This is a genomic window from [Chlorobium] sp. 445, from assembly GCA_002763895.1.
In the GTDB taxonomy this organism is placed as follows: domain Bacteria; phylum Bacteroidota; class Chlorobiia; order Chlorobiales; family Thermochlorobacteraceae; genus Thermochlorobacter.
The window spans coordinates 1-25,578 of record NSLH01000015.1 but is presented as its reverse complement, the minus strand read 5'-3'; the positions used below and the strand labels follow the sequence as shown (position 1 = coordinate 25,578).

Here is a 25,578-nt window from a genome sequence, read left to right as displayed (position 1 = left end):
AGTAGACTTTATGTAACGCTTAAACTTTCAGAAAGATGAAATTCTTCATTGACACGGCAAATTTGGACGAGATACGCCAAGCACAAAGTCTTGGCATTTTGGATGGGGTAACAACCAACCCAACGCTGATTGCAAAGGAAGTGAAACCGCTCACCTACGAGGCGTTTATGAACCATATCAAAGCCATCTGTGAGATTGTTGATGGACCCGTCAGCGCAGAAGTTACAACACTCAAAGCCGATGAGATGATTGCTGAAGGTGAAGGACTTGCTGCCATTCACGACAATGTGGTGATTAAGTGTCCACTCACGCTCGAGGGCATCAAAGCTATCAAGCATTTTTCTACGGTCGGTATCAAAACAAATGCGACACTGGTGTTTTCACCGAATCAAGCCCTGCTAGCCGCCAAAGCAGGTGCAACCTTCGTCAGCCCGTTTATCGGTCGCCTCGATGATGTCAGCACCGATGGCATCGCCTTGATTGAACAAATTGTGACGATCTTCCGCAATTACGAAATTCCGACCATGGTGCTTGCTGCCAGCATTCGCCACCCTGTGCATGTGATCAACTGCGCGTTATTAGGTGCAGATGTAGCCACAATCCCGTTCAAGGTGATTGAGCAACTAGTCAAGCATCCGCTCACCGATAGTGGCTTGCAAAAGTTTATGGATGATGCGAAAGCCCTGCGTGAGAAAGTCGTGATCTAAGCTTGTTCAAACCTTAAATTTGAAGTCAAAGATGAGCGCGCTCAAGTCATATGAAGAACTCAAAAAAATGGTGGAAGATATGGAAGAGGACTTCCGCAAATTTTATGAGAAAGGTGTGAAAGCGGCAGGCACACGCGTACGCAAGCACATGTCCGAGCTCAAACGAAAAGCTCAGGAAATTCGCAACGAAGTGCAAGCGATGAAACAAAGTGAAAGTTCAGAGAGCCCATCTGAATAAACAGCTTGAGCAACCGTGCGAGATCTTGCAAAAGGCTACTTTATCATGTAGCCTTTTTGTTTTTCTTGCCATGATCTTTAGAGCAAGGACGAAACGTGTATAAATGCTTCGGCATATTTACCGTATCATCGTCATTGAAGGTTACGCCTTCGTCAAGCAGCAACTGCTTCATGAGGTCAGGGTGTCCGAAATGATGTTTGCCTGTGAGTGCACCAAAGCGATTGACCACACGATGCGCGGGCACATCAGAACCAACTGCCGCACAGAGGGCATAACCGACCAGTCGCGCTGAGAGTTTTGTGCCAAGTGCCTCTGCAATTGCACCGTATGTGGTAACTTTGCCAGGTGGCACGCGCCGCACTAAGTCATAAACTTTTGTGTAGAAGTTCTGTGTTTGCGATTCTGACGCGCGTTTCGCCGATGGGCGTTTGGGCGCACGCAATGTCTGCATTTTTTTAACTGATGCTGTTGTCATGCAATCCTTAGCCGATGAATTGTTGCTTGCCAACGAGCGCTTCTATGATGCATTTAGCTCACTAAGCCTCGAGAAAATGCGCAAAATCTGGCATCCGACGCAATATGTCAAATGCTTGCATCCGGGCTGGCATATCCTTTCAGGCATTGACGATGTGATGGAAAGCTGGCGAATGATTTTTCGAAGCACAACTGCACTGCAATTTGAACTGGAAGGTGTCGAAGCTGTGGTGTTAGGGCGTGTTGGCATCGTTACGCTGCGCGAGCATCTGCTTGCAACAAACTATACCTCTGAGACGCCTGCACGCGCTGTCTTAGCGGCAACCAATGTCTTTGAATTCAGCGATGATGGATGGAAAATGATTCTGCATCAAGCAGGACCGACCGATAGCACACATAACCCCGATGAAGAACACGAAGATGATAGCCCCATATAACACCCGAGCTTGAAAAGGGGCTTGAAGTGATATGGGAGTGTTCGGCTAAATGACTGCGCGTATATTGACGCCTACCGTTACAAAATCAAGACTCGACACAAAAACGCCTAGCGCTGTGCGTGGTATTCATACTGAAATTTCAAAATCGCATCGTAAATCGCTTCAGCAACTTTCTGTTGTCCGGCTTCGGAAGTAAGAAATTTTTCGTTCTCTGCATGCGTGATGTAGCCCGTCTCCACCAAAATGCTGGGCATAGACGGTGTCCAGAGCACCATGAATCCTGCTTGTCTGACACCATTGTTCTGCAAGCCAGTGCGCGCTGCGATATTCTTGCTAACCAATTCAGCAAGTTTTTCTGACTGCTGCATGAACGCACTTTGCGCCATGGTAACCATAATCAAATTTTCATCGGTATAGTCTTTGTAGCGATTTTGATAGTTTGCTTCTTCAGCAATGACGGCATTTTCTCGCTGGGCGACCTTCAATGCAGCCTCGGTTTTGTGCAGACCTAGAAGATAGACTTCCGTACCTTCTGCTTTCTTATTGAGACTGGCATTGCAGTGCACGCTGACAAAAAGTTTAGCATTATTTTTATTTGCAATACGCCCACGTTCATCAAGCTCAACAAAGACATCGGTCTTGCGCGTATAGATAACTTTCACATCAGGCATATTTTTTCAATAAGTTTGCCGACCTTGAGCACAATGCCTAAAGTAACATTCTTTTCATAAGTGCCGCTGAAGCCAATTGCGCCCGGGTCTTTGCCGCCATGTCCGGCATCAAGACAAATGACGTCTAATTTCCATTTCTCACGCTCATGCTCCAGCTCACTTTTGATGCGCTCGACTTTTTCATTTTCCAAGATTTCCTCGACATTGACATCGCGCAAGATGAGCATCAGAAAATGATTCGAGCCACGCTCACGTGCAAATTCACTGGACTTGATTTTATAGCGCGCTGTATTTAACTCAAAAGTTAATTGCAGCGCCCCCGACTTCAATCGAATCGCTTGAATGCTTTTGAGAAAACTTGTCTTTGGAAATTTTTGTGTCAGTGCAGCGATATTGCCAGTGGATTTGACGAATGTAAGGTAAGCAATGCCATTGGCGTCAGGCGGAATAAATTCGTACTGCACATTAGGTTGTGTGGCAAAAATGCGAATAATGATGCCGTTGGCTTTTTCATCAACCGTGAGCATAGGAATGGTATATCGTGCATCTAAATCGGATTTTGTGGCAAGTGTGGTATCAGGCGGTGCTGGCGCAGCAGGCGAAACTTTAGCACTATCGATTTTCGTAGGCGCAGTGGCAAGCGGTTTGTTGGTTGTATCGGCAATCGGTTTGAAGACCATCGTGAGTTTGCGTGCTGTCGGGTCATAGCTTGCGCCAACGCCAAGCCATGCAGCAAGCCATGTGCCCACATGTTTCGGCATCAAGTAATGCTTGCCTTCGTGCAGCACAGGTGCAGCCGCAAGTTGAAGAGCTTCTTTGGGACTGCCATTGCGCCAGACAAGTGCAAAATGATTATCGGTGCGAAGCACACAAGAATCACGCTGAGCGGTGGCAACGGTCAGGGTTTGTGAAGTTTCCGCGAACGCAAAGCGCAAAGCGCTGCAAATATCAGCGATGGCAACCATATCCATGTTTCGGACGGTGTAGAACGGAACTTTGTCCATAGCTGTGCGACCATCGGAGAGCGTGAGGTCAAGTGTCAAGGCAGGTTGTGCTACAGCAGAGAGAGTTGCAAGCCACAGTGTTTGCAAATACGCAAAACCAAAAAGAGCAAATCGTTTCATCATTAACTTTCTAATTTTCGAAAAGAAAACCTTATCCAGAAAGACCAAGATGCGAGCCCTCGTTGGAATTGCGATGCTAATGTACGTGGTGAGCGATTTTTCAGAGCAACTGCTTTTGCTCATACGTCATCCAAATTTAGTTACAATTTCTTCGCTGAGCAACTCTCATCCTGAAACCGTGCGCATTAACGCTATTGGTGCAAAGTTCTATCAACTTGTAACAAGCATTCATACGAGTGCACAACTGCGCTCGCATAAAGCACAAGAAACTTCACTTTACACAGGCGTTGAGAAAGGACTGCTGGGCGGCAAAGGTATCTTCACAAAGCCCAATGCACTTGGCGCTGCTGCTTTCGAGATTTTGCTTGCAAAAGATGCACGGCGTGGCAAAATTCTCTGGTATGCTGATACGCTATTTTCAAACGCAAGAGGATTGCTGACATGGTCTATTCGTGAGGATGCGACATTCTACACACTGCGTGAGCTAAATGCGGATGCACGCTGTGAGGAGCGGCTCGAGCTTTTTCGTGATGGACGCGGAGAGTATGAGCGCTATGAAGGGCGTCGGCTTGTGCGCAAATTGCGATGGCGTCAGCACGGAGAGATTGAGTTGGAAGAGTAGTTAGGGCGTCATGCCGCCATGCTTTCCAGAAATTGATGCTTGAAGATTTTGAGGCTTTCTTCGACTGTCAGGAAATTAATCCCCAGTTCAGACTGCGCTTTGAGCGTAATCAAGCCAGATTGCAAGGGACGCACAGCAAGCTGGTTGAGGTCAGCGGTTTTGATAGGCACGATAAGTGAAGTATCGTAGCCAAATATCTCTGCAAGTTTCTTTGCAAAAGTGTAGCGCGACATGAAATCTGCGCCAGCGATGTGATAGACACCACGTTTGTCACGGCGCACCAGTTCATAAATCCCACGTGCTAAGTCGTCGGCTAATGTTGGATTGCCATACTGATCATCGACGATATTGATGCGCCGATTGTGCTTTAACTCTTGTGCAAGCCAGATGGCAAAATTTTTCTTGACCTTTGGTGCAATGCCATAGACAACATTGGTACGTACGATGAGCCAGTTGTCGCCTGATGTGCGCAAGGCGTTTTCTGCCGCTAATTTTTCGCGTCCATAATAATTGAGCGGATTGGGAAGCGCAGTTTCGTCGTAAGGTCCATTTTTGCCGTCGAAGATGTAATCGGTAGAAATTTGCACGACACGCGATTCAACAAGCCGAGCGGCAGCAATCAGATTTTCTACGGCAGTGACATTAGCTTTCCATGAGAGTTCTTTTTCGCGCTCACAACCATCGACATCAGTGAAAGCTGCAGCATTGATAATGTAATTCGGTGAAAAATTCCATATCAGGTCTTTGACAGCGCCACGATGCGTCAAATCAAGCGAGAGATAGCCGAAACTTGCAGAAGTGTTGTAAGCTGTAGGCTGACGGGCGCAGGCAAGCAAATCAAAATTGCGGTCCTGAGAGAAAACTTCGACGAGTTTTTGACCGACCAAGCCATTTGCGCCAGTAATGAGAACGCGCTTATACATTTAACACGACATTGACAATACATTTTTTTGAGTTTACGCATCGATTTGTGCAAAGATAGAAAGATTCATCGCAAAGCCTGTAGATGTGTTTAGCTTTCTACTTTTTCGGCTTCCAGCGCTGTTGCAAAACCGTCGATGGGCGAATTGCTATGCGGCACGGGTTCTGCGGTTTCTACCCACGCCGCAAGCGTGATATCGCCTGTGACATTAACCACCGTGCGGCTCATGTCCAAGATTCTATCTACGCCTAAAATCACACCGATGCCTTCAACAGGCACACCAATTTGCTGCAAGACCAGTACCACCAGTGGCAGCGAGCCACCGGGCACACCGGCAGTCCCAACGCCGGCTAAAATGGCAAGCATCACGACTAAAACTTGCTGACCCAGACTTAAATCAATGCCATAGAACTGCGCAAGGAAAAGCACCGTGATGCCTTCGTAGAGTGCGGTGCCATTTTGGTTTGCTGTCGAACCGATAGTGAGCACAAAGTTTGAAATATCGCGGTTGATGCCCAGATTTTCTACCGAGACGCGCATCGAGGTGGGCAGTGTAGCATTTGAAGAACTGGTCGAGAACGCGGTCAGCATGACTTCCACAATACCTTTGAAAAATTCAATTGGATTGCGCTTTGCACCAAGTTTGATGATGATGCCATAGGTAACGAACTGATGAAAGGCAAGTGCAAAGATGACCACGAACACATATTTGGCAAGGAGCGCAATAATTTGAAAGCCAAGTTGCGACGTGGCGGTAAAGATGAGCGCTGCAACACCAAAAGGTGCAAGCCGCATGGCAAGGTCAATAATTTTCATCACCACGTCGTTGATAGCTTGCAAGACCTTCAAAAGTGGCTCCATTCTAGCAGGGTCGCAGAGTGTCATAGCAATACCGAAAATCAACGCAAAGAACATGATCGCAATGAGTCCACCGCCACGATAATTCGGGTCAAGAAAAAAAGTGACTTCTACAAAAGGATTGCGTGGAATGAAATCCAGCAGCGTTTGCGTGAAGGTTTTGCTTTCGCTGGCACTGGTCAAAATCCCGCTCACGGTTTGATTATTTGAGAGCGTGCTCATCAGCAAATTGCGACTTTCTTCTGAAAGCCCCACGCCCGGCTGGAAGAGATTAACCAAGAGAATGCCAACGACAACACCTAGCGCTGTAATCACTACCGTAAAAAGCAAGGTCTTGATGCCGACACGACCGATTTTTTTGACATCACCTAAATCTGCAACCCCAAGCACCAGTGCAGAAAAAATCAGCGGTACAATAATCATAAAAATGAGACGCAAAAAAATCTGACCAATAGGATAGGCAACTTCTTTTGCAATCCACTTGACGGTCTCATCGTTTGGAAAGAAGATATTGACAAGTAGACCAGCCACTAACCCTGCTGATAAGCCAATGAAAATTTGTGTATGCAGCGCAAGTCCTTTACGCGCTCCTTGATGCAGTGATGCCGACATGGTGCTTTTAATCTGCCCGCGTCAAAGCGGTGTTGTTTGCCAAATGATTTTTTCTGACACGAATTTGAAGTATAACACTTTTGCTCAAAAAGTTTAATGCAGCTCAAATCGCTTATCAGGAGTAACTTCTGCAACATAGCTTTGCTCGAATCTTTCACTGTGTGCTGGATGCAATTTCCTCTCTAGCTAAAACTTTTGCATTTTGTGCGGCGATGAACACATAATACCATGCCTAAACTTCTTGAGGTAGAATCGCTTCGCACATACTTTCAGACGGATGACGGGCTGGCAAAAGCTGTCGATGATGTAAGTTACAGTGTCGATAAAAACGAGACACTGGGCTTAGTGGGTGAGTCGGGCTGCGGCAAATCGGTTAGCGCACTCTCGATTATGCGACTTGTGCCCACACCGCCGGGCGTGATAGCAGGCGGTGAGATTCGCTTCAATGGCAAAAATTTATTAGCACTCTCGGACGAAGAGATGCGCAAGATACGCGGCAATCGTCTCTCTATGATCTTTCAAGAGCCGATGACATCGCTCAATCCTGTCTTTACATGTGGCGAGCAGATTGCTGAAGTCGTGCAATTGCACCAAAAGCTTTCTGCAAAAGATGCACGCGACAAAGCCATAGAGATGCTGAAACGTGTGGGTATTCCTGCGCCTGAACAACGCGCGCGTGAATATCCGCACCAACTCTCGGGCGGCATGCGCCAGCGTGTCATGATTGCAATTGCGCTCTCGTGCAACCCAGAATTGCTCATCGCAGATGAACCGACTACTGCACTCGATGTAACTGTTCAAGCACAAATCTTGGAACTCATTGCAGACCTGCAAGATAAGCTGGCAATGGGCGTCATTATGATCACGCACGACTTAGGAGTGATTGCAGAAGTCAGTGATAAAGTGGCAGTGATGTATGCCTCAAAAATTGTGGAGTATGGCTCGGTAGAGCACATTTTTGAAAATCCGCTGCATCCTTACACACAAGGCTTGTTCAAGTCAATTCCGCGTTTAGGCGCGCGCCAAGAGCGACTGCATGTGATTGAAGGCACCGTGCCGCCCGCAACAGATTTTCCAAAAGGCTGTCACTTCTGGATGCGCTGTCCGTTTGCTACAGAGGAGTGTCGCAACGAAAAGCCCTCGCTGGTCGAATATGAGCCCGCACACTTTGCTGCCTGCTGGCATACACAGCGCTTAACTGCCTGAGTGTTAAGTGTAACTTGACAAGTGAGAGGATAACTTACACTTAAGATTTATCACGAAAGCGAATGTGAAAAATTGCCCCCGCCTCTGAAAGTGCTTCAAGCCTGCCGTGAAGTTGTTCGGTGAGCATCTTCACCAAGCGCAAGCCTAAGGTTTTCGGAGCCTCAATAGATTGAGTGTGGTCTAATCCGATGCCATTATCACGCACCGTCAGGGTGATTTCGCCATCGCTGCTTTGGTGTGTGTAGATAGAGATTTTTTGAAGTGCGTCTGCAGAATGCCATGATTCAGGGAAAGCATATTTGAGGCTATTGGTTACCAATTCGGTAACAATTAACCCAGCAGGCACGGCAGAATCAATGCTCAAATCTAAACGCTCATTGCTCGGTTGCACTTCAATCACAGCAGATGTGCTGTAAGACTCCGCAAGTACGCTAGCCAGATTGTGCAGATACTCAGCAAAGTTCACTTTCGAGGAAGTTGGGGTGTGGCATAATTGCTCGTAGAGCAACGCAAGAGACTTGACGCGGTTTTGACTTTCTCGGAAAATCTCTCTGGCTTGTGCATCGTGCACTTTGAGCGATTGCAGATAAAGCAAACTTGAGACGACCTGCAAATCATTGCTGACCTGATGATAAATGTCTGCAAGCACACTTGCTTTTTCAGTTAGCGATTGCTTGAGCAAGTTTTCTGCTTGCTTATGTGCCGTCAGGTCTTGCACAAAAATCAAAATACAGAGCTCTTGAGCTAACTGAACCGGCTGCAGCGTTAGCGCTACATTTTTCACTTCACCACTTTTGGTGTGAAAATCTGCTTCAAAATTCAAACGCTTAAGCGTGTCAGCCTCAGGCGGCAATGAAACGACAGCGCGAAGATGTTCAGCACTAAGACCAATGCCCAACGCATCTATAGGTTTTCCCAAAGTATCTTCACAAGCCATACCAGAAAGTGTCGTAAAAGCCGGATTGACATTAAGCGTGTAGCCATTGTCGGCACGGCAAAGCACAAGAGCAAATGGGCTAAGTCGGAAAAGCTTCCATAAATCATCTTGGCTTCGCTGCAACGCATCTTCAAGATGTGCGCGTGCTTGTGTTTCTTCTTGCAATTTTTGAGTGAGCTCGGAAAGCTCGTGTGTGCGTTCAGTAAGGCGAGCATCAAAATCGTTTTTAGCAGTGTGCAACTGCTGCTCAAGCTGTGCATACGCTGTAGCATCACTCACGTTAAGAAGAATCGCACCAACGCTTTCATTGCGCAAGAGATTGTGGCTAGCCATTTCCACATGAATTGGCTGACCATCTTTGCGCACCATGCGCACTTTCATTGGTGGTATAGCGTCTGGGGCTGCAACTTGTTGTGCAAAGAATGCTTCGGCTATGGCTCTATCGTCAGCAAACACAAACTCAAAAACTGACCTGCCAACAAGTTCGCTACGCAAGTAACCAAGGAGACGCTCTGCGGCAGAAGAAAGCGCCTCAGTAATGATGGCATCTGCATCTAAAAGCAAAATAAGGCTGCTTGAGTGCTCGAGCAGTTCTCGAGAACGCTTTGCATGCAACTGCAAGTCGTTGTACCAGAGCTGAAGTTCCTCGTGTGCTTTTGTGCGTTCTGCAATAGTGAGTTCTTGCTCTGCGAGTGTTTTTTCAAGGAGTCGGAGTGGCGCTGTTCGTCTTTTAGTGCGGACTCTGTGGCATTGAGTCGGCTTTGCAGGTCTGTCAGGGTTTGCTGCAAGCTAAGTAGATGTTCCTCGTGTGCTTTTGTGCGTTCTGCAATAGTGAGTTCTTGCTCTGCGAGTGTTTTTTCAAGGAGTCGGAGTGGCGCTGTTCGTCTTTTTAGTGCGGACTCTGTGGCATTGAGTCGGCTTTGCAGGTCTGTCAGGGTTTGCTGCAGCGTGCTGATTTTGTCAATGTATTGATTTTGCAAGGTCGTCTGTCGCAGGGCTTGATGTATTGCGATGTGCAGACGTGGCTCTGAAAGATGTTCAAGCAAGATGTAGCCCAGTGCGCCTTGCCTAACAAGTTCTATCGCTTCGGCTTCGCGTTCTTCGCTGACAAGCAGCAGCAGGGGCTTATTGGACCAATCGCTGGGTATGGCAGGTGTGAGCTCATTGAGTGAGGCAAAAAGTAAGTCAGGGGTATGAACGGGGCTAAGCGTGTTATACGGAAAGGGCACCAGCTTTACCTCGTTTAATTTCAGTAGCATTTTTTCTACTCTCAAGCGCAGTGCCAGAGGTTCTATCCACAGCACGACATTGCATAGAGGTGTTTGTGCAGTACTAGATGGCATTGGCTGGTCGCTGTTGAGCTGTCTGATAAACTCAGCGAGCTGTCCTTCTTCGCCTTTTGCAAAGAAAGCGGTTGCGCCAGCAGCTAGACATTCTTCTGCACCTGTACCACGTTTTTCGCCCACAATCACGAAAGGCGCTTTCAGATTAGCATCTTGTGCCAGTTGCAAGGCAGCAAGACCATCGAGTTCGGGGAAAAGACAAAGATTGACGACTAAGTCAGGAGGCTCTGAGGCAAGTGCCTCTAAGAACGCATCACGTGTGCGCACTTCTTTTGCGACAATTGATCGACCTGTGGCTTGCCAGACCTGCGTGAGGTCGCTGCGCTCTGAAGCAGATGTGTTGAGCACTAAAATGCGCACGTCCTGCATAATTACTTGGGTCATTTCTGAAAATATACAATGCTTTGGAGCAATTGCTTTTCGGATGTGAAGGAAGCCATGTAAAAAGGGCTAAAACATAGCGTTATGCAAGGACGGAGTTTGCTCGACTGAAGGCGCTTGTCCTGCTGCTCAAATTCCGCCGCACACAGACACCAGCTTTTTATTTTTCACGATTTTTTCTAAATACAGAAAATGTAGGAAAATCAACGAGCCCGCAGCGTGAAACACTAACCTTGACAAAGCAGCAAAACTATGGAAAACAGTCTTATCAATCCGAACTTCAAGACCCTGCCCGAAATGTTTGAGGGCGTGTTTGCTCATTACAAAGGGCGACGCGATCGGTACGCCTTACTGCGCAAAGTTGATGGGCGATATCAAGGCATTTTGCATGATGAACTCAAAGATCAGGTAGAAGCATTTGCAGCGTATTTGCACAGCATCGGTGTTCGTAAAGGCGATCGAGTCAGCATTCTTTCGGAAAATCGTCCTGCATGGGTTGTCGCTGATATGGCAATTCTCAAACTAGGTGCGATTGATGTGCCGTTGTATCCGACATTGCCGCCGAATCAAATTGCCTACATTCTGCAAAATTCAGAAGCGAAAGCTATTGTGGTCTCTACGGGTTTGCAACTCAACAAAATTCGCAAAATCAAAAAAGATGTCCCTTCGCTCTCGCATGTGATCTCAATGACAGCAATTGAATCAAAAGAGCCTGATGAGATTGAACTCGAAGAAGCACAGCGTATTGGAAAAGCCTTTGCTGAAAAAATGCCCGACTGGTCTAAACACTTGGAAAAGATTGATGAGCATGATGTGGCAACGCTGATTTACACCAGCGGTACAACAGGCTTGCCAAAGGGGGTGATGCTGACCCATCGAAACATTTGTGAAAACATCAAGTCCAGTGTCTCATGTTTGCCGATTGATAGTAGCGATCGTGCCTTATCGTTCTTACCGCTTTGTCATTCCTATGAACGCACGGCGGGCTACTATGTGATGTTTGCGTGTGGAGCAGAAATCTACTATGCGGAAAGCATTGAGACGGTCAGTCTCAACATTACGGAAGCAAAGCCTACGATTGTGATAACGGTGCCGCGTTTGTTTGAGCGCATCAAGTCGACACTCTACAAAAATTTAGATGCCGGTCCAGCTTCACGCAAGAAGATTTTCCTCTGGGCAATTGATGTAGGGCAAAAGTTTGCCAAAGCTAAGCGTGAAGGTAAAGTCTCACCGCTGCTGGCGCTGCAACGCGCAATTGCTGACAAACTTGTCTTTAGCAAAGTCCGAGAAAAATTTGGCGGGCGTATTCGTTATTTCGTCTCGGGGGGTGCCGCCTTGCCTAAAGAAACAGGAGAATTCTTTGAAGCAATTGGCATTACGATTCTTGAAGGATATGGCTTGACCGAAACCTCACCTGTAACGCATGTGAACCGAATCGAGAAAATCAAGTTCGGCAAAGTTGGACCGCCAATCAAAAATGTGGAGCAAAAAATTGCGCCGGATGGGGAGATTCTGTTGCGTGGTCCGAACATCATGAAAGGCTACTGGCGTGATGAAGCCGCTACGCGCGAAGCCATTGAGCCTGACGGTTGGTTTCACACGGGCGACATTGGGGAAATCGATGAAGATGGCTACCTGAAAATTACGGACCGCAAAAAGCATATCATTGTCAATTCAGGTGGAAAGAACATTGCGCCGCTGCCGATTGAGAACATGATTCAAAATAGCCCGTTTGTCGACCAAGTCGTGGTGTTAGGTGAAAAGCGCCCATTTCTAACGGCGGTCATCGTGCCAAACTTTGATGCCGTGCGTGCGTTTGCTGAGAAAAACCAAATCCCATTTGAATCGAACAAAGATTTGTTGCAAAAGCAAGAAGTAAAGAAAATCTTTGATGAGCACCTCAAAAAATTTCACGCGAACTTGCAAGTCATGAAAAAGTGCGGCGCTTCATTCTGGCACCTGAACCCTTTACGATTGAAGCCGGCGAGATGACCCCAACATTGAAAGTCAAGCGTAAAATCGTCGAAGAAAAGTTCAAAAACGAGTTGGAAGAAATCTACAAGAGCGTGGTCTACGAAACGGAGTGAGCGTGAACACATCAAAAGTCGCCCGTGCAGACGACTTTTGATGTGCGTCAATCAGTACCAATTAAGCGAGTTTGCGTGCTAGCTCATAGCGCTCGCTAACATTCTCCCAATTGATGAGAGAAAAGAGCGCATTGACATAATCGGCACGCTTGTTTTGGTATTTGAGGTAGTAGGCATGCTCCCAGACATCAATTACAAGAAGCGGCACGGCGCCCCATGTTGTCAGGTCTTGATGTTTTTCGCACTGTAAAATAGTCAGGCGTTTTGCAAAAGGCTGATAAGCCAAGACGCCCCAGCCTGAGGCTTCAACTGAAATGGAAGCATTGGCAAGTTGCGCTTTGAACTTGTCGTAGTTGCCAAAATCGCTAGCAATGGCTTTTTCTAGATCCCCTTTGGGTTTGCCGCTCTTTGCAGGTGAAGTAAGGTTTGTCCAATAGATGCTGTGCAAGATATGTCCAGAGCCATGAAATGCCAGTTCGCGCGACCAATGCTTGACAAGAGAAAAATCGCCGGCCTCACGTGCTTTTTGCAGTTCAGTCTCGGCTTTGTTTGCGCCAGCAACATAAGCTGCATGATGTTTATCGTGATGTAGCTCTACAGTGGCTTTGTCAATAACAGGCTCAAGTGCATCTTTAGCATAAGGCAAGTCGGGCAAGACATATTTTCCACTGCCATCGACAATTTGTTCATAGAGGTAAAGAGCATGCAAGGCGGGTGCAGCATCGGCACGAAGCACAGGTAAGCCTGCAAGCACAGCACCAGCTGAAGCTAAAGAAGCAGTTTTCAAAAAATCACGGCGAGAGGATGAACGAGACATACAGAGTAAGCTGTTAGGTTAAGAAATTGTTAGAATTTGTCGCAAACCAGAAAATCTACAAGACTAAAATTTAACTTCAAGCTACTTTGTTCCACAAAACAGGAGACAAAATTGATTTTGCTGCGCCGTGTCCAGTGGTGAAAATAGCTGAGCAATTATGGGCAAGAAAATTGATAGCGCTCTGCGCCGTGAATAAAGTAGAAGGATTCCATTTTTTCAGAGGGAAAGTGCATAATCTGAACGATATTTTTTGATCATCAAAGACATCAAAGAGAAGGGTGTTCTTGATAGAAAGATGTTGCATCGGCTGGGGACTTGAGAATTGCAGTTGATACCACCACATATCTTTATCAATGCCACTGGAGAGTAGAGTCGGGCGAATGACACTGCCATTATTGTGGAGTTCAAAGTGCTGATTGAAGTATAAAAGATAAAGTGAATCGCAGAGCGGCGTTGCAGAAAGTTTGAAGTCTGTAAGATTGAAGCGGCGTTGAAGCGCAAGCTCCAAGTCATCTGTAAAGAACCGTACATTCATAACAGCGATATTTTGCTCAACGGCAATTTTGGTGTAACTCACATGAAAATTGTGCACTGGGCACGGAAGCAAAAAGAAAAACAAAAAGATAACAAGACGCATGTTCATCGTTTGAAGGGTATGTAGTAAAATACTTCGGTTTCATCAATGCCAAATTCTCGGCGAGTTTTACGAAGGCGCAAGCGACCGTCTTCAAGCTCAAAATCTAATGTGAGTGCCAGATGCTCGGGTTTACTGATTTTCTGATAGTATTCAACATGGAGCCAAGTTGGGCGTGAATACCATTTGACCACTTCTAAGTGCTCGGGGGAGTGCTCCAAGAGCGAAAGTGGCAAGCGTAGCTCTTGGCGAAACATCGTGCCATCTTTGAGTTTAATGGAGTCAATCATAATGATGGTATCACGTTGTAAAGATTCTTTGAGACGAAGGTAGATAGGAGCCCCCGTATGATGACGGTAAGCGGGTTCTAACTGCCACTCGCCCAAGATGCCATCTGGTGCGCGTTGCAAAACTGCGCCAAATGAAAGCGCAAGAAGCAGAAGGCACATAAAAATCTTCATGAAGCGATGTACGATGCGAATCACGGTTAGATTCGGCAAAATTTTTTAAAGTGTTGATGCGCCGAGCTTATGACACGTAGCTAAAAGTTAGCCAAAAGAGAAAGCAAAAACGCATCAACAAAAAGGAACAACAATGCAGAATGAAAAACTCTCTGTACTCTTTGTCGATGATGACCCTAGCATTTTAGAGTCGCTCAAAGAACTGTTCGGCAGAAAATACAAGGTCTTCACGGCAACAAGTGGCGAGGAAGCGCTGGAAATTGTAAGGAATCAAAGTATTGCGATTGTGATGAGCGACCAGCGTATGCCGGGCATGAAAGGGGTAGAAGTGTTACGTGCTGTACGGGAACTTTCTCCGCGCACCATGAGAATTCTGCTCACAGGCTTTGCGGATGTTGATTCCATTTTAGACTCGGTCAATGTCGGAGAAGTCTTTCGCTATGTGAGAAAACCGTGGGATGTGGAGAATCTCACCGCGATTTTGTCTCTTGCAGAAAATACCTATTTGAGTAAAGAAAGAATTACAGAAGTGCTAAGTAAAACGCCACCAAAACCACGTGAAGCTATGCCAAAACGTCTGTTCTTGCCGCCAACTGTACTGCAAGAGCTTCGAAAAAAGCAAGATGCAGAAGAACGTTTTTTCAAAAGGTAAATGAGCGCTTAAAGCAAGGCATTCCACCCGAGAAACTCTTAGAAGGGAAGTCAGGCAAAGCGACGTTGCTCGTGGTTGATGATGAACCCTCTGTACTGAACTCACTTGCGGAACTGTTGGGCGATCGCTATGAAGTTTTGACCAGCCGGAGTGCAGATGAGGCTATGAAACTCTTAGAAGCCAATGTCTTGATTGCAGCACTAATTAGCGACCAGCGCATGCCCAGCAAAACAGGCACAGACTTTTTGATTGAAGTGAGCCACATTGCGCCGCTTATTCCAAAAATTCTTATCACTGCTTACACGGATGTAGAAGATGTGGTACGCCTTATCAACGAAGGGCAAATTCATCGTTACATTCAGAAACCTTGGGATTCACGCAAACTCAAGGCTACAATTGCAGAGGCAGTAGAACTCTACAAAGAAAGATTGGTGACATATCTTGCTGAACGAGAACAGTTTGGCCGTATGCTATTTAACCAAGAGTCAGAGGCGCAGAGCACCGTGAGCCAAAACAACGAAGGACATCCAGAGCAGAATCAAGCTAATAATCAAGCTAATACAGAACTTGCAAATAAACTTAGAATGCTAGGCGAAGTGCGCAAGAAAAAATTGTAAAGATGGCAAATGCGCTGTCTGTAGCTTACAACTCAAGATGCTCGAGTTATGCAGACTTCATTATCTCAAAACAAAATATACATCGGTGACACAAGGGGCATTCAGCTTATGCGATATGGCGAATTAATTGTCTATGCGATTATCTTCTTTTGCCTTGTTGCGTCAGCCTTTGTGATTAGCATTTTGCTATCTCGGCAAAGTCAGCAAGATGCACAACAAATTTTTTGTGCCACGCAGCAGCAGAAAAGCTGGGTCAGCGTTGTCGAGCATCTCGAGAAAGCTAACTACGAACTTTATATGGAAGGTAAAGATGTAATTAGGCGGCTTGAGCAAGCTGTGCAAGCCACGCACAGATTCGTCCGATATACAAATGCACTAAGTGTTGGAGATACGCTGGAAATCGATGGCAAAACATTGCAAATTGAAGCTGTAACTGACCCGGCGTTGAAAGAAATACTTGAAGAGATTCAAAAAGAGTGGCAAACCGTTGAGAAAAACTTCAATACATTTGCTGCGGCAATTGAAGCAGGAAAATTAGATACCATGCTCTTTGTCAAAGTATCCGATCCAATTTTAATGCATCTCAAAAATAAAATTGCAGAGTATAACCGAAACTTTATTGTAACCTTAGGTTTTTTGTCTGAAGACAGAATTAATATTTTGCAAAGATTTCAAATTGGTGCGCTACTTTTAAGTTTTCTGGTGTTTTTAGCGATGGTGTTTCGACTTTCAGTGTCGCTGCGAGCGCAAGATAAGGTAATTCAAGAGCGTACAAGGCAGATATTGGAGCAAAATCAAAAAATCAAAGAGCAAAATGAATTGATTAACACGGAAAAACTTACAATTGAAAAACTTAATCGTGAACTTGAAAGCAATTTGAAGAAATTGCGTGAAACACAAGCATACCTTATTCAAAACGAAAAGATGAGTTCACTTGGTCAAATGGTTGCAGGTGTAGCGCATGAACTTAATACACCAATCGGTTATATTAATACAAATGTGGTACTGGTGCGCGAGCGTTTTATAGAACTTGCTGATACCTTACGCAAGGCATTAAAAGCTCAAGAGTTGATTTATGAGGATCAGTTTGATGCAGCTGTACAAGAAATGCAAGCTGTTGCTGAATCTCCATGTGGCACGATTGCCGAACTCGATGAAGCACAGGAGCGTGTGATGCGATTACTTGCGGCTTCACAGTCAGGCTTGGAGCAAATGGCAAATCTTGTGCGAAGTATGCGTAATTTCTCACGCCTCGATGAAGCTGAAATGAAAAAAGCAGATATTCATGAAGGCTTAAAAGGGAGTTTAGCAATGCTTGCACCGCAACTCAGGCAAAACGATATTCAAGTAACAACAGACTACGCTAATCTGCCAATGATTGAATGCTATCCCGCACAGCTTAATCAAGTCTTCTTAAATCTCCTGCAAAATGCAGTACATGCCTTAGAAGGTAAATCTAATGCAAAAATTCATATCTCCACTGCACTGATTAATTCAGAAATTGAAGTGCGAATTTCTGACAATGGACCGGGCATTCCAAAAGAAATTCAGAATAAAATTTTTGATCCTTTCTTTACAACAAAACCTGTTGGAAAAGGTACGGGTTTAGGACTCGCCATCGCTTACAGCATCATTCAGAAGCATAACGGAAAAATTTTCTTTGAAACAGAAAGTGGAAAAGGTACAACATTTATTATTCGAATTCCTGCTCAAGACTTCATAAAGCCTAACGAGACTGTACAGACTCAAGTTATGCAAAATGCATAATGAAATGTTGTAAGATATTCGTGATTAAAATCTCGACTTAAGACTTCACATCACCAAAATAAGGCATCTGGCATGATGAATAAACTGAAAATGTTGATTGTCGATGATGAACCGCAGATTTTAGAATCATTGCATCAACTTTTCGATAATGATTTTATTGTGATAACCGCAAGAAGTGGTGAAGATGCCCTGAACTTTGCCATACAAAACCCGGATTTAGCAGTGGTGATTAGCGATCAGCGCATGCCGACAATGAAGGGAGTCGACTTGCTAAAACAAATCAAACAAATTCTCCCAGACACGATGCGAATTCTTCTGACAGGATACACCGACCTCGATGCAGTCTTAGATTCGGTGAATTTGGGAGAAATTTTCCGCTATGTACGCAAACCATGGCAGCCAGAAACGCTAAAATCAATTGTTTCTCTTGCTGCAGCATCCTTTGTGTTACGCAAGCAAAAGCTAAACCAAAACATGCTGCGTGAACAGAACAAAGCTACATTGACAAAAGAGCCAGTTACGCCAATTGCGTCAAAATCAGGCGAGAGGTTAATGCAGCCGAACGATAAACCATCACAAAGAGAGCATACACCATCGAATGCGGAGCAAACCGAATTAGAAAAAATAGTAAAAAATGATACACATGCAGAGTCCGTAAATAAAAGTAAAACGCAGCAAAGTGCACAGACATCATCGAATCAGACAGAAGAAAGTAAGAAACAATATGCATCGTTTGAAGAAGAGTTTTTTGCAACATTCAAACCAGAAACCATTGCAGAAGTTGAAAAATACCAGAGTTTTGAAGAAGAATTTTTCGCAAAGCTCAATGAGCATATAGCGCTCTTAGAAAAAACACTTGCCGAAAGTGAAAATGAAAAAAATGAAACAACTGAAGCAGTAACGCCAACGCTATCGCTATCGTTGATGAACGAAGAGTTAGAAGACTTACGTAACTTCCGTGAAGTGTTTTATGGACGAAGTGGAAAACCAAAAGTCTTAGTAGTGGATGATGAAAAGCGCGTGCTAACTGCACTCACAGATTTGCTCTCAGATGAATTTAATGTGATTGCTTGTAATGATGCGCGTACAGCACTTGATGTACTCGAATCTAATGCTCTTATTTCTGTATTACTTTCAGATCAGCGCATGCCCGGCATGAGTGGTGTAGATTTTCTTATTGCAGCCCATCGCATTGCTCCGCTGGTGCCAAAAATTTTAATGACAGGGTACACCGACCTTGAGGATATTGTACGTCTGGTCAATGAAGGACAAATTTTTCGGCATATTCAAAAACCTTGGGATGTTAGCAAATTGCGTGAAAGTTTGCTGATTGCTGTAGAAGAATTTCGTCGCCGTGTGGAGCATGGCTTGCGTCAAAGACAACTGTATTTGAAACAACCAAAATCACAACGAACTGAGCCCACACAAACTGATACGAGAACAAGGCAAGGCCGCCACAGCGAATACGAAATCGAGAGCCTAAAAAAAATCGCTGCACTGCTAAAGCGAGGTCGTACAGAATCAGAAAATACCTGAACTGCCTGATGCTATTCCCTTCGAAGAACAAGTGCATGGCAGTTCAAGGTGTCAGCTATTAAAGGGGCTTACTGTGCTTAAAATTCTTCATCAAAGCTAATGGCTTTCGCACTGGCATCAAAGCCCTTTTGATATTCTGTTACACGCTTTTCAAAGAAATTCGTAAGCGGCTGAACATCTTGGAGCACCATAAACGGAAATGGATTTTTAGTTTTGTACTTTTTTTCATAACCGAGTTGCTCCAAGCGTTGGTCAGCACAGTAGCCCAAGTAATCACGCATCATAGATGGCGAGATGCCCGTGATGCCGTGATGCAAGCAGTCGTCACAGAAATTCATTTCAACCGCAATGGCTTCATCGAGCATGCGATGTATGCGGCTCTCGAGCGCGCTGTCGAAAAGATGAGGATATTCAGCGCGAATGACATGCACAACCTCCATGGCACCTTGAATGTGCATCGTTTCATCACGAAAAATCCAATTTGTAGCAGCAGCAAGACCAGGCAGTAAGCTCGATGACGCAAAAAATACACATAAGCAAACGAGCCGAAGAAAAATAGTCCCTCAATGCATGCTGCAAAGCATATTAAATTTTCCAAAAATTGTCGCTTCTTCTCGTCGGTGTCGAGTTTATCAAGATGCTCAATAGAATCCATATACTTAAAGCAAAAATCAGCTTTGAGTTTTACGGACGGCACATTTTGATACGCTGCAAAGGCTTCCTGTCGCTCGCGAATGTCAGGAATGTAACTATCGACAAGCAAAAGGTAAGTTTCAACATGCTGCATTTCATCAAAAAGAACCTTGCCTAAGAACATGCGATATTCAGGTGAATTGACATGCTTGTAAAGATTCAGGACAAGATTATGTCCAACAATGTTATCAGCTGTTGCAAAGAATGCAACAAGACGCTTAATCAGATGCGCTTCTTTGGGGGAGACTTTATCGCGCAAATGCTCATAGTCGAGTGAAAAATCTAGTTCATCCGTTGTCCAAATGTTTTTAATAGAATCTTTATAGAGCTTGAAGAATTGTGGGTATTTCATTGGGCGCAGTGTCAGATCAAGATCAGGTGATAAAATCATGGCTTTTTAATTTTTAACTAACTGTTAATTGAGAGTGATACGTATGGCAATGAGAAAGATGCAGCAATTGCTGCAGTGCCTTAAAAGTTTTAGGCAAAGGAATCTGCTTGAGTTGTGTTATGCTTAAATGATAAGTTACTTCCCGAAAAGTGTCCATAATATACCTGCGAACAGTTGCAGAATTTAGATACTGCACAATATCTTGAGGACTTAGCTCTATGTCAGTAAAACACTCTTTTGCAATAAGATGATAGACATCGCCCATCCATGGATAAGCCCGTGCATCAAAAGCTGCAGCAATCTGACGCTCGCCACGAAAGCCTAAGCCGACAACAATATGCGGTTTGTTAAAATAAGCTCGTAGTGTGCCTGTTTTGTTTTTGTGAATCCAGCACGATGTAAGCGGTTCATAAATAATTTTACCGACTTGTAAATTCCGACTGTTTAAAATCGGTAAATAATTTTTGTCTATTTGCTTTTTACTGCAAATAATGTATGAATTTTTCTTGATTTCTGGCGTCCGTGGTGAAATGCGAACGTCAAATAGATCCCCAAGCGAAAAACTGCAATGCTCTTTTAGAGCATCAGTAAAGGCACTTCTAAATGTGATAATTTCACCTTGCCAGTTTGTTTTGTGTCGGTGCGGAATAATTTTTTGATGAACATACTCGCCAAGTGAAAGATGTCCAGCATGTTTCTTACGGTTCACAAACTTCAAGACAGCAGCAGCAATATCTGCCTCAGGCTTGAAAACCTTATCACCTAAGTAGATGATAACTGTCTCACCATGTCGTGCGAGAAATTCACGCAACTTCTTAAACTCATCAAGAAAAAGAAAAGAAGCAGGCGTAATAAAAATAAGCTCACCTTGTTCTTTTAGTAGCTCAATAGATTTTTCAATAAATGCACCATAGATGTTGTATTTTCCATACCATGTACTAAAAAGTTGCTTATACCTTGCTTTTGTGCTGTCATCTACCTTGATAGCATAGTGCTTAGATAAACTCGGGATACCGTAAGGTGGATTACCCAGAATAAGATCAAATTTTTGACCGGGTTCCCAGAGCAGAAAATCAGCGAAAACAATCTTAATTTCATCTTCTCTAAGAGGCACATACACACTTTTATTGATTTCAACGCCAGTTTTTTGTGCCTTGTTGTACAAAGCCACTTTATTTCGCTTTAAGCCCCGCAAAAACTGTGCATCACCGCAAGCTGGCTCCAAGATTGAAAGGTGCTGACTCCTGAATTTTTCACTGCTAATGAGACTAATCATAAAATCTACAACCCAAGCAGGCGTAAAGAAAATGCCAAAATCCTTTCTGAATGACAGCTCAGATGCCGCTATTTGTGAATTGAATGACACACCATGATGAGACATAAAAATAATTTTGCTGTATGTTTTGTCGTGCAGTCTGCCGCTTGCATACAAACGCCATCATGAAGTGCTACAGAAGTGCTACAAAATCATCGGCATCACTGAACCGCGTTTCTCAAGTCCTAATGGAAAAGGCTGTGCTGCAATTATTGACAAGATTCACATGAATCAGGATTTTCAAGCGAGCAAGACACCGCATCTTTAGCGTTATTTTCCGAAAATGTATGCCCGTTGCCAGAACTGAATCCACCAGTTGCAACCGCGTTGGCAAGCACTGTGGCAACTTCCTGAATCGGTGAAGTGTCTTTTGCACTGGCAACCGTGGTTTTCTGAATGCGCGTTTTGGCGCGTGAACGCAGGTAGTAAGTTGTCTTCAAGCCTTTTTTCCAAGCATACATGTACATCGAGGAGAGCTTGCCGATCGTGGGCGATTCCATGAAAAGATTCAGCGATTGCGATTGGCAAATAAAAGCTGAACGCTCCGAAGCCATATCAATCAAGGCTTTTTGAGAAATCTCCCACACGGTTTTGTAGAGCCTGCGCACTTCTTCAGGAATCTGCTCAATGTGTTGAATCGAGCCTTCGCCTTCGATGATAGCGGCGCGAATTTGTGGTGTCCAAAGCCCTAAGCGTTTGAGGTCTGCAACGAGATAGCGGTTGATTTGTAAAAACTCGCCCGAGAGTGTCTCACGCTTAAAAAGATTTGAGATTTGCGGCTCAATACATTCGTAGCAGCCAACAATAGAAGCAATGGTCGCCGTTGGAGCAATTGCGATGAGCAGCGAATTGCGCAAACCTTTAACTTTAATGTCTTCAGCGAGTGTGTCCCAATCTTCGTGTAAGGTTGGCGTAATACCATAATCTTTGGCAAGATGCACGGCGAGCTTACCATCGACATACTTGGTTTCCTTGAAGGCGGGAAATGCTCCAAACGCTTCGGCTAACTTCATGGAGGTGCTGAGCGCTTCATAATAAATCACTTCGGAGATGCGATTCGAGAGCGCTTTAGCTTCAGGTGAATCGAAGGGCAAACGCATTTTGAAGAACACATCTTGCAAGCCCATCAGTCCTAAGCCGACCGGTCGCCAGCGTCGATTTGAAGCTGCCGCTTCTTTGGTCGGATAGAAATTGATATCAATCACGCGATCCAAAAACTTCGTGGCAATGCGTACCACTTTGCGCAAGCCGTTGAAATCAAAAGTGTCATCGCTGTGCACAAATGCACTCAAATTCACACTGCCAAGATTGCAGACGGCAGTTTCGTCTTGTGAGGTGACTTCCAAAATCTCCGTGCAAAGGTTGGAGCTGTGGATGATGTTGCCCGGCTTGCCGGTTTGTGCGGAGCGTCTGTTTGAAGTGTCTTTGAAGCACATCCAGCCATTGCCGGTTTCGGCAAGTGTTTGCATCATTCTGCCGTAAAGTGCGCGTGCAGCGACTTGTTTCATGGCTTTGCCTTCCGCTTCGTAGCGCTCATAGCAGCGCTCAAATTCATCGCCGTAGGTGTTCAGAAGTTCGGGCACATCGCTCGGTGAAAAGAGCGACCAATGTGCATCGGCTTCGACGCGCTTCATAAAAAGGTCGGGTACCCAAAGTGCAAGGTTAAGATTATGCGTGCGCCGCTCTTCGGCACCTGTGTTGTTGCGCAGTTCAAGGAAAGCTTCAATATCGGCGTGCCAGGGCTGAAGATAAATCGCAGCGGCACCTTTGCGCTTGCCGCCTTGATTGACCGCATGAACACTCGAATCCATCACTTTGAGAAAGGGAATAATGCCGTTGGATTTACCGTTTGTGCCTTTGATGAGCGCACCTGACGCACGAACCGGCGTCCAATCAATGCCAATGCCGCCCGACCACTTCGAGAGCTGCGCACAATCCGCATAGGCTTTGTAGATGCCTTCCAGACTGTCTTCGCCAATCGTCAAAAGGTAGCATGAACTCATCTGTGCATGGCGCGTGCCTGAATTAAAAAGCGTCGGCGTCGAGGGCATGTAAAGAAAGTTCGAGATGATATCGTAAAACTCAATGGCTTCCGTGATGCTGTTCGATAAGCCCAGCGCAACGCGCATAAACATCCATTGCGGACGCTCAATAACTTTGCGCGTTTTGGGGTGGCGCAAAAGGTATCGGTCATAAATTGTTCGCAAGCCAAAGTATTCAAACAAATCGTCACGGTCATGGACAATTGCATACTCAATCGTCTCAAAATCCTCTTCGGCAAGGACACGCACTCGGCTATCAATCAAGCCAAGTTCATCAGCTGTTTTGATGTAATCACGGAAGGCTTCATCGCGCCCAGCTTCTTTGCGAATGGTCTCGGCAAGCATGCGCGCCGCAACTTTCGAATAGTTCGGCTCCTCAACCGTCAGCATGACCGCCGTCTCAATTGAAAGATTATCAAGCTCTTCTGTAGTACTCCCTTCATGCAAACCGTTGATAGTACGCTTTGCTATTTCAAGTGCAACCACATTCTCAATGCCACGACAAGCACGTGAGACTGCATGCAGAATTTTTTCAATTTTAACTTCTTCGTGCGAACCATCGCGTTTGACAACATACATGAGCAAGTCCTCCTAGGTCTTGTGCTATGTGATGATTGAGGTGCCGCACAAATGGCGACATGATCAACTCGATATTATTTATTGACTTTATTGCACTGTGTCTCAGACTTTGTTACAACAACAGCATAACGCAGCAACAAAAAGAAAAAAGCCTCCCGCAAAAGCCTATTGGACTTCAAAAAACGACTGCGTGCAAAGCACGAGCCAAGTCATATGCCTTTGTGTTAGTGACGCTTGCAATGACGTAGACTGCTGCGTGCCGTGAGCATGTGGTCCGAACATCAAAAGCACAGGCAAGCGTAGTGTGATGCAACAATAACAATAATTTAGGAGCATGTAGGGAGTATCGCAAAAAAACGACGCAATTTTCTCGAAGATTTTTTTGAAAGAAGTATAACAGAATAAAGTCTATTTCACTTTGAGAAAGATTTTCTCAGAATTCAAGGACAGTTAAGAGATTTTCTCATTTTGAGAAAAAGAGAGCAGGTGAGAAATGCCCGTGCTACGAGGCAAGATCGTCATCATCGCAGCGGCGCAGAGGATAGCCAGATTCGAGTTTTTTGAGAAAAGCTACGACAAGCTCATTGAGTTGATCCATATCAATGAGGAATGCATCGTGTCCATGTGGCGAGTGAAGTGTGGCAAGTTCAGCGCAAGGAATGTAACGCGCAAGTTCAGCTTGTTCTTCAGGCAGATAGAGAATGTCGGAGGGAATGGTAACGACAAGTGTGGGCTGTGGAATCGAGCGAAGAATCTGTTCGTAATCACCGCGACCGCGTGCAAGGTCGTGCGTATCCATAGCTTTGGTGAGTGTGATGTAGGTATTTGCATCAAAGCGCTCAATGAACTTTTTGCCTTGATAGCGCAAATAGCTTTCAACAGCAAACATATCGGCATCAGGAGATTGCAGCGCACGCGAGAATTTGATATCGAAACTGACTTTGCTTCGGTAGGAAATCATTGCCATCATGCGCGCAGCAGCAAGCCCGGCTATCGGTGGATCATCAGGTGAGTAGTTGCCGTTCTGCCAGCGTGCATCAGCGTAAATTGCATGGCGTTCGGCTTCGCTAATGGCAATGCACCACGCAGAGTGCCGACCAGAGACAGCAATCGGGCAAAGGGCTTTGACTTTGTCGGGAAACATCACAGCCCACTCCAAGACTTGCATGCCACCCATAGAGCCACCAATCACGAGCTTGAGTTGCTTGATGCCAAGTGCAGCAATGAGCAAGGCTTGTGCTGCAACCATATCACGAATCGTAACAAGCGGAAACTGTGCACCATACCATGTGCCAGTGTGTGGGTTGAGACTGGTGGCGCCTGTTGTACCGTAACATCCCCCAAGCACATTGCTGGCGACAATAAAATCTTTTGAAGCATCAAAATGCGCGACCTTCTCCAAAAAGTGGCGCCCACCACTCATCTGCATCTGCAGAGCCTGTAAGACCGTGACAA

General features: G+C 45.4%; 22 protein-coding genes and 3 pseudogenes. 11 read left to right on the top strand and 14 right to left on the bottom strand.

Annotation, left to right across the window (positions count from 1 at the left end; translation table 11 throughout):
- Positions 1 to 35 precede the first annotated feature (35 nt).
- The gene (gene fsa, locus CMR00_07525; GenBank protein PIO47947.1) at positions 36 to 707 is read left to right on the top strand and encodes a fructose-6-phosphate aldolase; all 672 of its coding nucleotides are present in this window, start codon (positions 36 to 38) and stop codon (positions 705 to 707) included.
- Positions 708 to 738: 31 nt separating this feature from the next.
- Positions 739 to 945, top strand: a complete 207-nt coding sequence (locus tag CMR00_07520; protein PIO47946.1) for a histone H1 — start codon at positions 739 to 741, stop codon at positions 943 to 945.
- A 43-nt stretch (positions 946 to 988) separates the two neighbouring features.
- Here the strand turns inward: CMR00_07520 and CMR00_07515 are convergent, their stop codons facing one another.
- The gene (locus tag CMR00_07515; GenBank protein ID PIO47971.1) at positions 989 to 1,396 is read right to left on the bottom strand and encodes a 6-O-methylguanine DNA methyltransferase; all 408 of its coding nucleotides are present in this window, start codon (positions 1,394 to 1,396) and stop codon (positions 989 to 991) included.
- Positions 1,397 to 1,418: 22 nt separating this feature from the next.
- On the opposite strand from CMR00_07515, the gene CMR00_07510 reads away from it, so the two are divergent.
- Positions 1,419 to 1,856, top strand: a complete 438-nt coding sequence (locus CMR00_07510) for a DUF4440 domain-containing protein (protein ID PIO47945.1) — start codon at positions 1,419 to 1,421, stop codon at positions 1,854 to 1,856.
- Between the two features lie 107 nt (positions 1,857 to 1,963).
- Here the strand turns inward: CMR00_07510 and CMR00_07505 are convergent, their stop codons facing one another.
- A complete protein-coding gene (locus tag CMR00_07505) occupies positions 1,964 to 2,527 on the bottom strand; it encodes a hypothetical protein (GenBank protein PIO47944.1) in 564 nt (187 codons plus the stop codon).
- Positions 2,515 to 3,774 carry a hypothetical protein gene (locus CMR00_07500; GenBank protein PIO47943.1) on the bottom strand — a complete coding sequence of 420 codons (1,260 nt, stop codon included), beginning with the start codon at positions 3,772 to 3,774 and terminating at the stop codon, positions 2,515 to 2,517. The genes CMR00_07505 and CMR00_07500 overlap by 13 nt, the downstream gene beginning before the upstream one ends.
- Between CMR00_07500 and CMR00_07495 the strand changes: the two genes are divergently transcribed.
- The gene (locus CMR00_07495) at positions 3,767 to 4,273 is read left to right on the top strand and encodes a hypothetical protein (GenBank protein PIO47942.1); all 507 of its coding nucleotides are present in this window, start codon (positions 3,767 to 3,769) and stop codon (positions 4,271 to 4,273) included. The genes CMR00_07500 and CMR00_07495 overlap by 8 nt on opposite strands.
- 8 nt (positions 4,274 to 4,281) lie before the next feature.
- Here CMR00_07495 and rfbD read toward each other — a convergent pair whose 3' ends face one another.
- Positions 4,282 to 5,196 (bottom strand): dTDP-4-dehydrorhamnose reductase, encoded by a 915-nt coding sequence (gene rfbD / locus CMR00_07490; protein ID PIO47941.1) that lies wholly within the window; start codon positions 5,194 to 5,196, stop codon positions 4,282 to 4,284.
- An 89-nt stretch (positions 5,197 to 5,285) separates the two neighbouring features.
- On the bottom strand, positions 5,286 to 6,665 hold the full coding sequence (locus CMR00_07485) for a dicarboxylate/amino acid:cation symporter (GenBank protein PIO47940.1): 1,380 nt from the start codon (positions 6,663 to 6,665) through the stop codon (positions 5,286 to 5,288).
- Between the two features lie 228 nt (positions 6,666 to 6,893).
- Here CMR00_07485 and CMR00_07480 point away from each other — a divergent pair, with 228 nt between their 5' ends.
- Entirely contained in the window at positions 6,894 to 7,871 is a 978-nt protein-coding gene (locus CMR00_07480) for a peptide ABC transporter ATP-binding protein (protein PIO47939.1), read from the top strand.
- A gap of 40 nt (positions 7,872 to 7,911) precedes the next feature.
- On the opposite strand, the gene CMR00_07475 is transcribed toward CMR00_07480, so the two are convergent.
- Together CMR00_07475 and CMR00_07470 are read right to left on the bottom strand one after the other, a co-directional pair.
- Positions 7,912 to 9,429 (bottom strand): hypothetical protein, encoded by a 1,518-nt coding sequence (locus tag CMR00_07475; protein PIO47938.1) that lies wholly within the window; start codon positions 9,427 to 9,429, stop codon positions 7,912 to 7,914.
- A complete protein-coding gene (locus CMR00_07470; protein PIO47937.1) occupies positions 9,363 to 10,535 on the bottom strand; it encodes a hypothetical protein in 1,173 nt (390 codons plus the stop codon). Before CMR00_07470 ends, CMR00_07475 begins: the two co-directional genes overlap by 67 nt.
- A 249-nt stretch (positions 10,536 to 10,784) precedes the next feature.
- Between CMR00_07470 and CMR00_07465 the strand changes: the two are divergent.
- Positions 10,785 to 12,619 (top strand): annotated as a pseudogene (locus tag CMR00_07465) (AMP-dependent synthetase).
- A gap of 61 nt (positions 12,620 to 12,680) precedes the next feature.
- On the opposite strand, the gene CMR00_07460 reads toward CMR00_07465, so the two are convergent.
- The 3 genes from CMR00_07460 to CMR00_07450 form a co-directional block, all read right to left on the bottom strand.
- Positions 12,681 to 13,436: a superoxide dismutase gene (locus tag CMR00_07460; protein ID PIO47936.1), complete on the bottom strand. Its 756-nt coding sequence runs from the start codon at positions 13,434 to 13,436 to the stop codon at positions 12,681 to 12,683.
- 76 nt (positions 13,437 to 13,512) lie between these two features.
- Positions 13,513 to 14,079, bottom strand: a complete 567-nt coding sequence (locus tag CMR00_07455; GenBank protein PIO47935.1) for a hypothetical protein — start codon at positions 14,077 to 14,079, stop codon at positions 13,513 to 13,515.
- The gene (locus CMR00_07450; GenBank protein PIO47934.1) at positions 14,076 to 14,555 is read right to left on the bottom strand and encodes a hypothetical protein; all 480 of its coding nucleotides are present in this window, start codon (positions 14,553 to 14,555) and stop codon (positions 14,076 to 14,078) included. Before CMR00_07450 ends, CMR00_07455 begins: the two co-directional genes overlap by 4 nt.
- A 109-nt stretch (positions 14,556 to 14,664) precedes the next feature.
- Here CMR00_07450 and CMR00_07445 point away from each other — a divergent pair, with 109 nt between their 5' ends.
- The 4 genes from CMR00_07445 (at position 14,665) to CMR00_07430 (ending at position 19,103) form a co-directional block, all read left to right on the top strand.
- Entirely contained in the window at positions 14,665 to 15,183 is a 519-nt protein-coding gene (locus CMR00_07445) for a two-component system response regulator (GenBank protein PIO47933.1), read from the top strand.
- Between the two features lie 20 nt (positions 15,184 to 15,203).
- Entirely contained in the window at positions 15,204 to 15,800 is a 597-nt protein-coding gene (locus CMR00_07440) for a hypothetical protein (GenBank protein ID PIO47932.1), read from the top strand.
- A gap of 48 nt (positions 15,801 to 15,848) precedes the next feature.
- Positions 15,849 to 17,567 (top strand): hypothetical protein, encoded by a 1,719-nt coding sequence (locus tag CMR00_07435; GenBank protein ID PIO47931.1) that lies wholly within the window; start codon positions 15,849 to 15,851, stop codon positions 17,565 to 17,567.
- A gap of 72 nt (positions 17,568 to 17,639) precedes the next feature.
- Positions 17,640 to 19,103, top strand: a complete 1,464-nt coding sequence (locus tag CMR00_07430) for a hypothetical protein (protein PIO47930.1) — start codon at positions 17,640 to 17,642, stop codon at positions 19,101 to 19,103.
- Positions 19,104 to 19,180: 77 nt separating this feature from the next.
- Here the strand turns inward: CMR00_07430 and CMR00_07425 are convergent.
- The 3 genes and pseudogenes from CMR00_07425 to CMR00_07415 form a co-directional block, all read right to left on the bottom strand.
- Positions 19,181 to 20,187, bottom strand: a pseudogene (locus CMR00_07425) (ribonucleoside-diphosphate reductase).
- Positions 20,188 to 20,200: 13 nt separating this feature from the next.
- Positions 20,201 to 21,568: a DNA methyltransferase gene (locus CMR00_07420; GenBank protein PIO47929.1), complete on the bottom strand. Its 1,368-nt coding sequence runs from the start codon at positions 21,566 to 21,568 to the stop codon at positions 20,201 to 20,203.
- 143 nt (positions 21,569 to 21,711) lie between these two features.
- Positions 21,712 to 24,123, bottom strand: a complete 2,412-nt coding sequence (locus tag CMR00_07415) for a ribonucleoside-diphosphate reductase subunit alpha (GenBank protein ID PIO47928.1) — start codon at positions 24,121 to 24,123, stop codon at positions 21,712 to 21,714.
- A 59-nt stretch (positions 24,124 to 24,182) separates the two neighbouring features.
- Here CMR00_07415 and CMR00_07410 point away from each other — a divergent pair, with 59 nt between their 5' ends.
- Positions 24,183 to 24,371, top strand: a complete 189-nt coding sequence (locus CMR00_07410; protein PIO47927.1) for a hypothetical protein — start codon at positions 24,183 to 24,185, stop codon at positions 24,369 to 24,371.
- Between the two features lie 254 nt (positions 24,372 to 24,625).
- Here CMR00_07410 and metX read toward each other — a convergent pair.
- Positions 24,626 to 25,486 (bottom strand): annotated as a pseudogene (gene metX / locus CMR00_07405) (homoserine O-acetyltransferase).
- Positions 25,487 to 25,578 lie beyond the last annotated feature (92 nt).

Bases quoted from the DNA above. Each gene is read 5' to 3' on its own strand.
- fsa (PIO47947.1), top strand. From the start codon at position 36: ATGAAATTCTTCATTGACACGGCAAATTTGGACGAGATACGCCAAGCA.
- CMR00_07520 (PIO47946.1), top strand. From the start codon at position 739: ATGAGCGCGCTCAAGTCATATGAAGAACTCAAAAAAATGGTGGAAGAT.
- CMR00_07515 (PIO47971.1), bottom strand. From the start codon at position 1,396: ATGCAGACATTGCGTGCGCCCAAACGCCCATCGGCGAAACGCGCGTCA.
- CMR00_07510 (PIO47945.1), top strand. From the start codon at position 1,419: ATGCAATCCTTAGCCGATGAATTGTTGCTTGCCAACGAGCGCTTCTAT.
- CMR00_07505 (PIO47944.1), bottom strand. From the start codon at position 2,527: ATGCCTGATGTGAAAGTTATCTATACGCGCAAGACCGATGTCTTTGTT.
- CMR00_07500 (PIO47943.1), bottom strand. From the start codon at position 3,774: ATGAGCAAAAGCAGTTGCTCTGAAAAATCGCTCACCACGTACATTAGC.
- rfbD (PIO47941.1), bottom strand. From the start codon at position 5,196: ATGTATAAGCGCGTTCTCATTACTGGCGCAAATGGCTTGGTCGGTCAA.
- CMR00_07485 (PIO47940.1), bottom strand. From the start codon at position 6,665: ATGTCGGCATCACTGCATCAAGGAGCGCGTAAAGGACTTGCGCTGCAT.
- CMR00_07480 (PIO47939.1), top strand. From the start codon at position 6,894: ATGCCTAAACTTCTTGAGGTAGAATCGCTTCGCACATACTTTCAGACG.
- CMR00_07470 (PIO47937.1), bottom strand. From the start codon at position 10,535: ATGACCCAAGTAATTATGCAGGACGTGCGCATTTTAGTGCTCAACACA.
- CMR00_07460 (PIO47936.1), bottom strand. From the start codon at position 13,436: ATGTCTCGTTCATCCTCTCGCCGTGATTTTTTGAAAACTGCTTCTTTA.
- CMR00_07455 (PIO47935.1), bottom strand. From the start codon at position 14,079: ATGAACATGCGTCTTGTTATCTTTTTGTTTTTCTTTTTGCTTCCGTGC.
- CMR00_07445 (PIO47933.1), top strand. From the start codon at position 14,665: ATGCAGAATGAAAAACTCTCTGTACTCTTTGTCGATGATGACCCTAGC.
- CMR00_07435 (PIO47931.1), top strand. From the start codon at position 15,849: ATGCAGACTTCATTATCTCAAAACAAAATATACATCGGTGACACAAGG.
- CMR00_07430 (PIO47930.1), top strand. From the start codon at position 17,640: ATGATGAATAAACTGAAAATGTTGATTGTCGATGATGAACCGCAGATT.
- CMR00_07420 (PIO47929.1), bottom strand. From the start codon at position 21,568: ATGTCTCATCATGGTGTGTCATTCAATTCACAAATAGCGGCATCTGAG.
- CMR00_07415 (PIO47928.1), bottom strand. From the start codon at position 24,123: ATGTATGTTGTCAAACGCGATGGTTCGCACGAAGAAGTTAAAATTGAA.
- CMR00_07410 (PIO47927.1), top strand. From the start codon at position 24,183: ATGATCAACTCGATATTATTTATTGACTTTATTGCACTGTGTCTCAGA.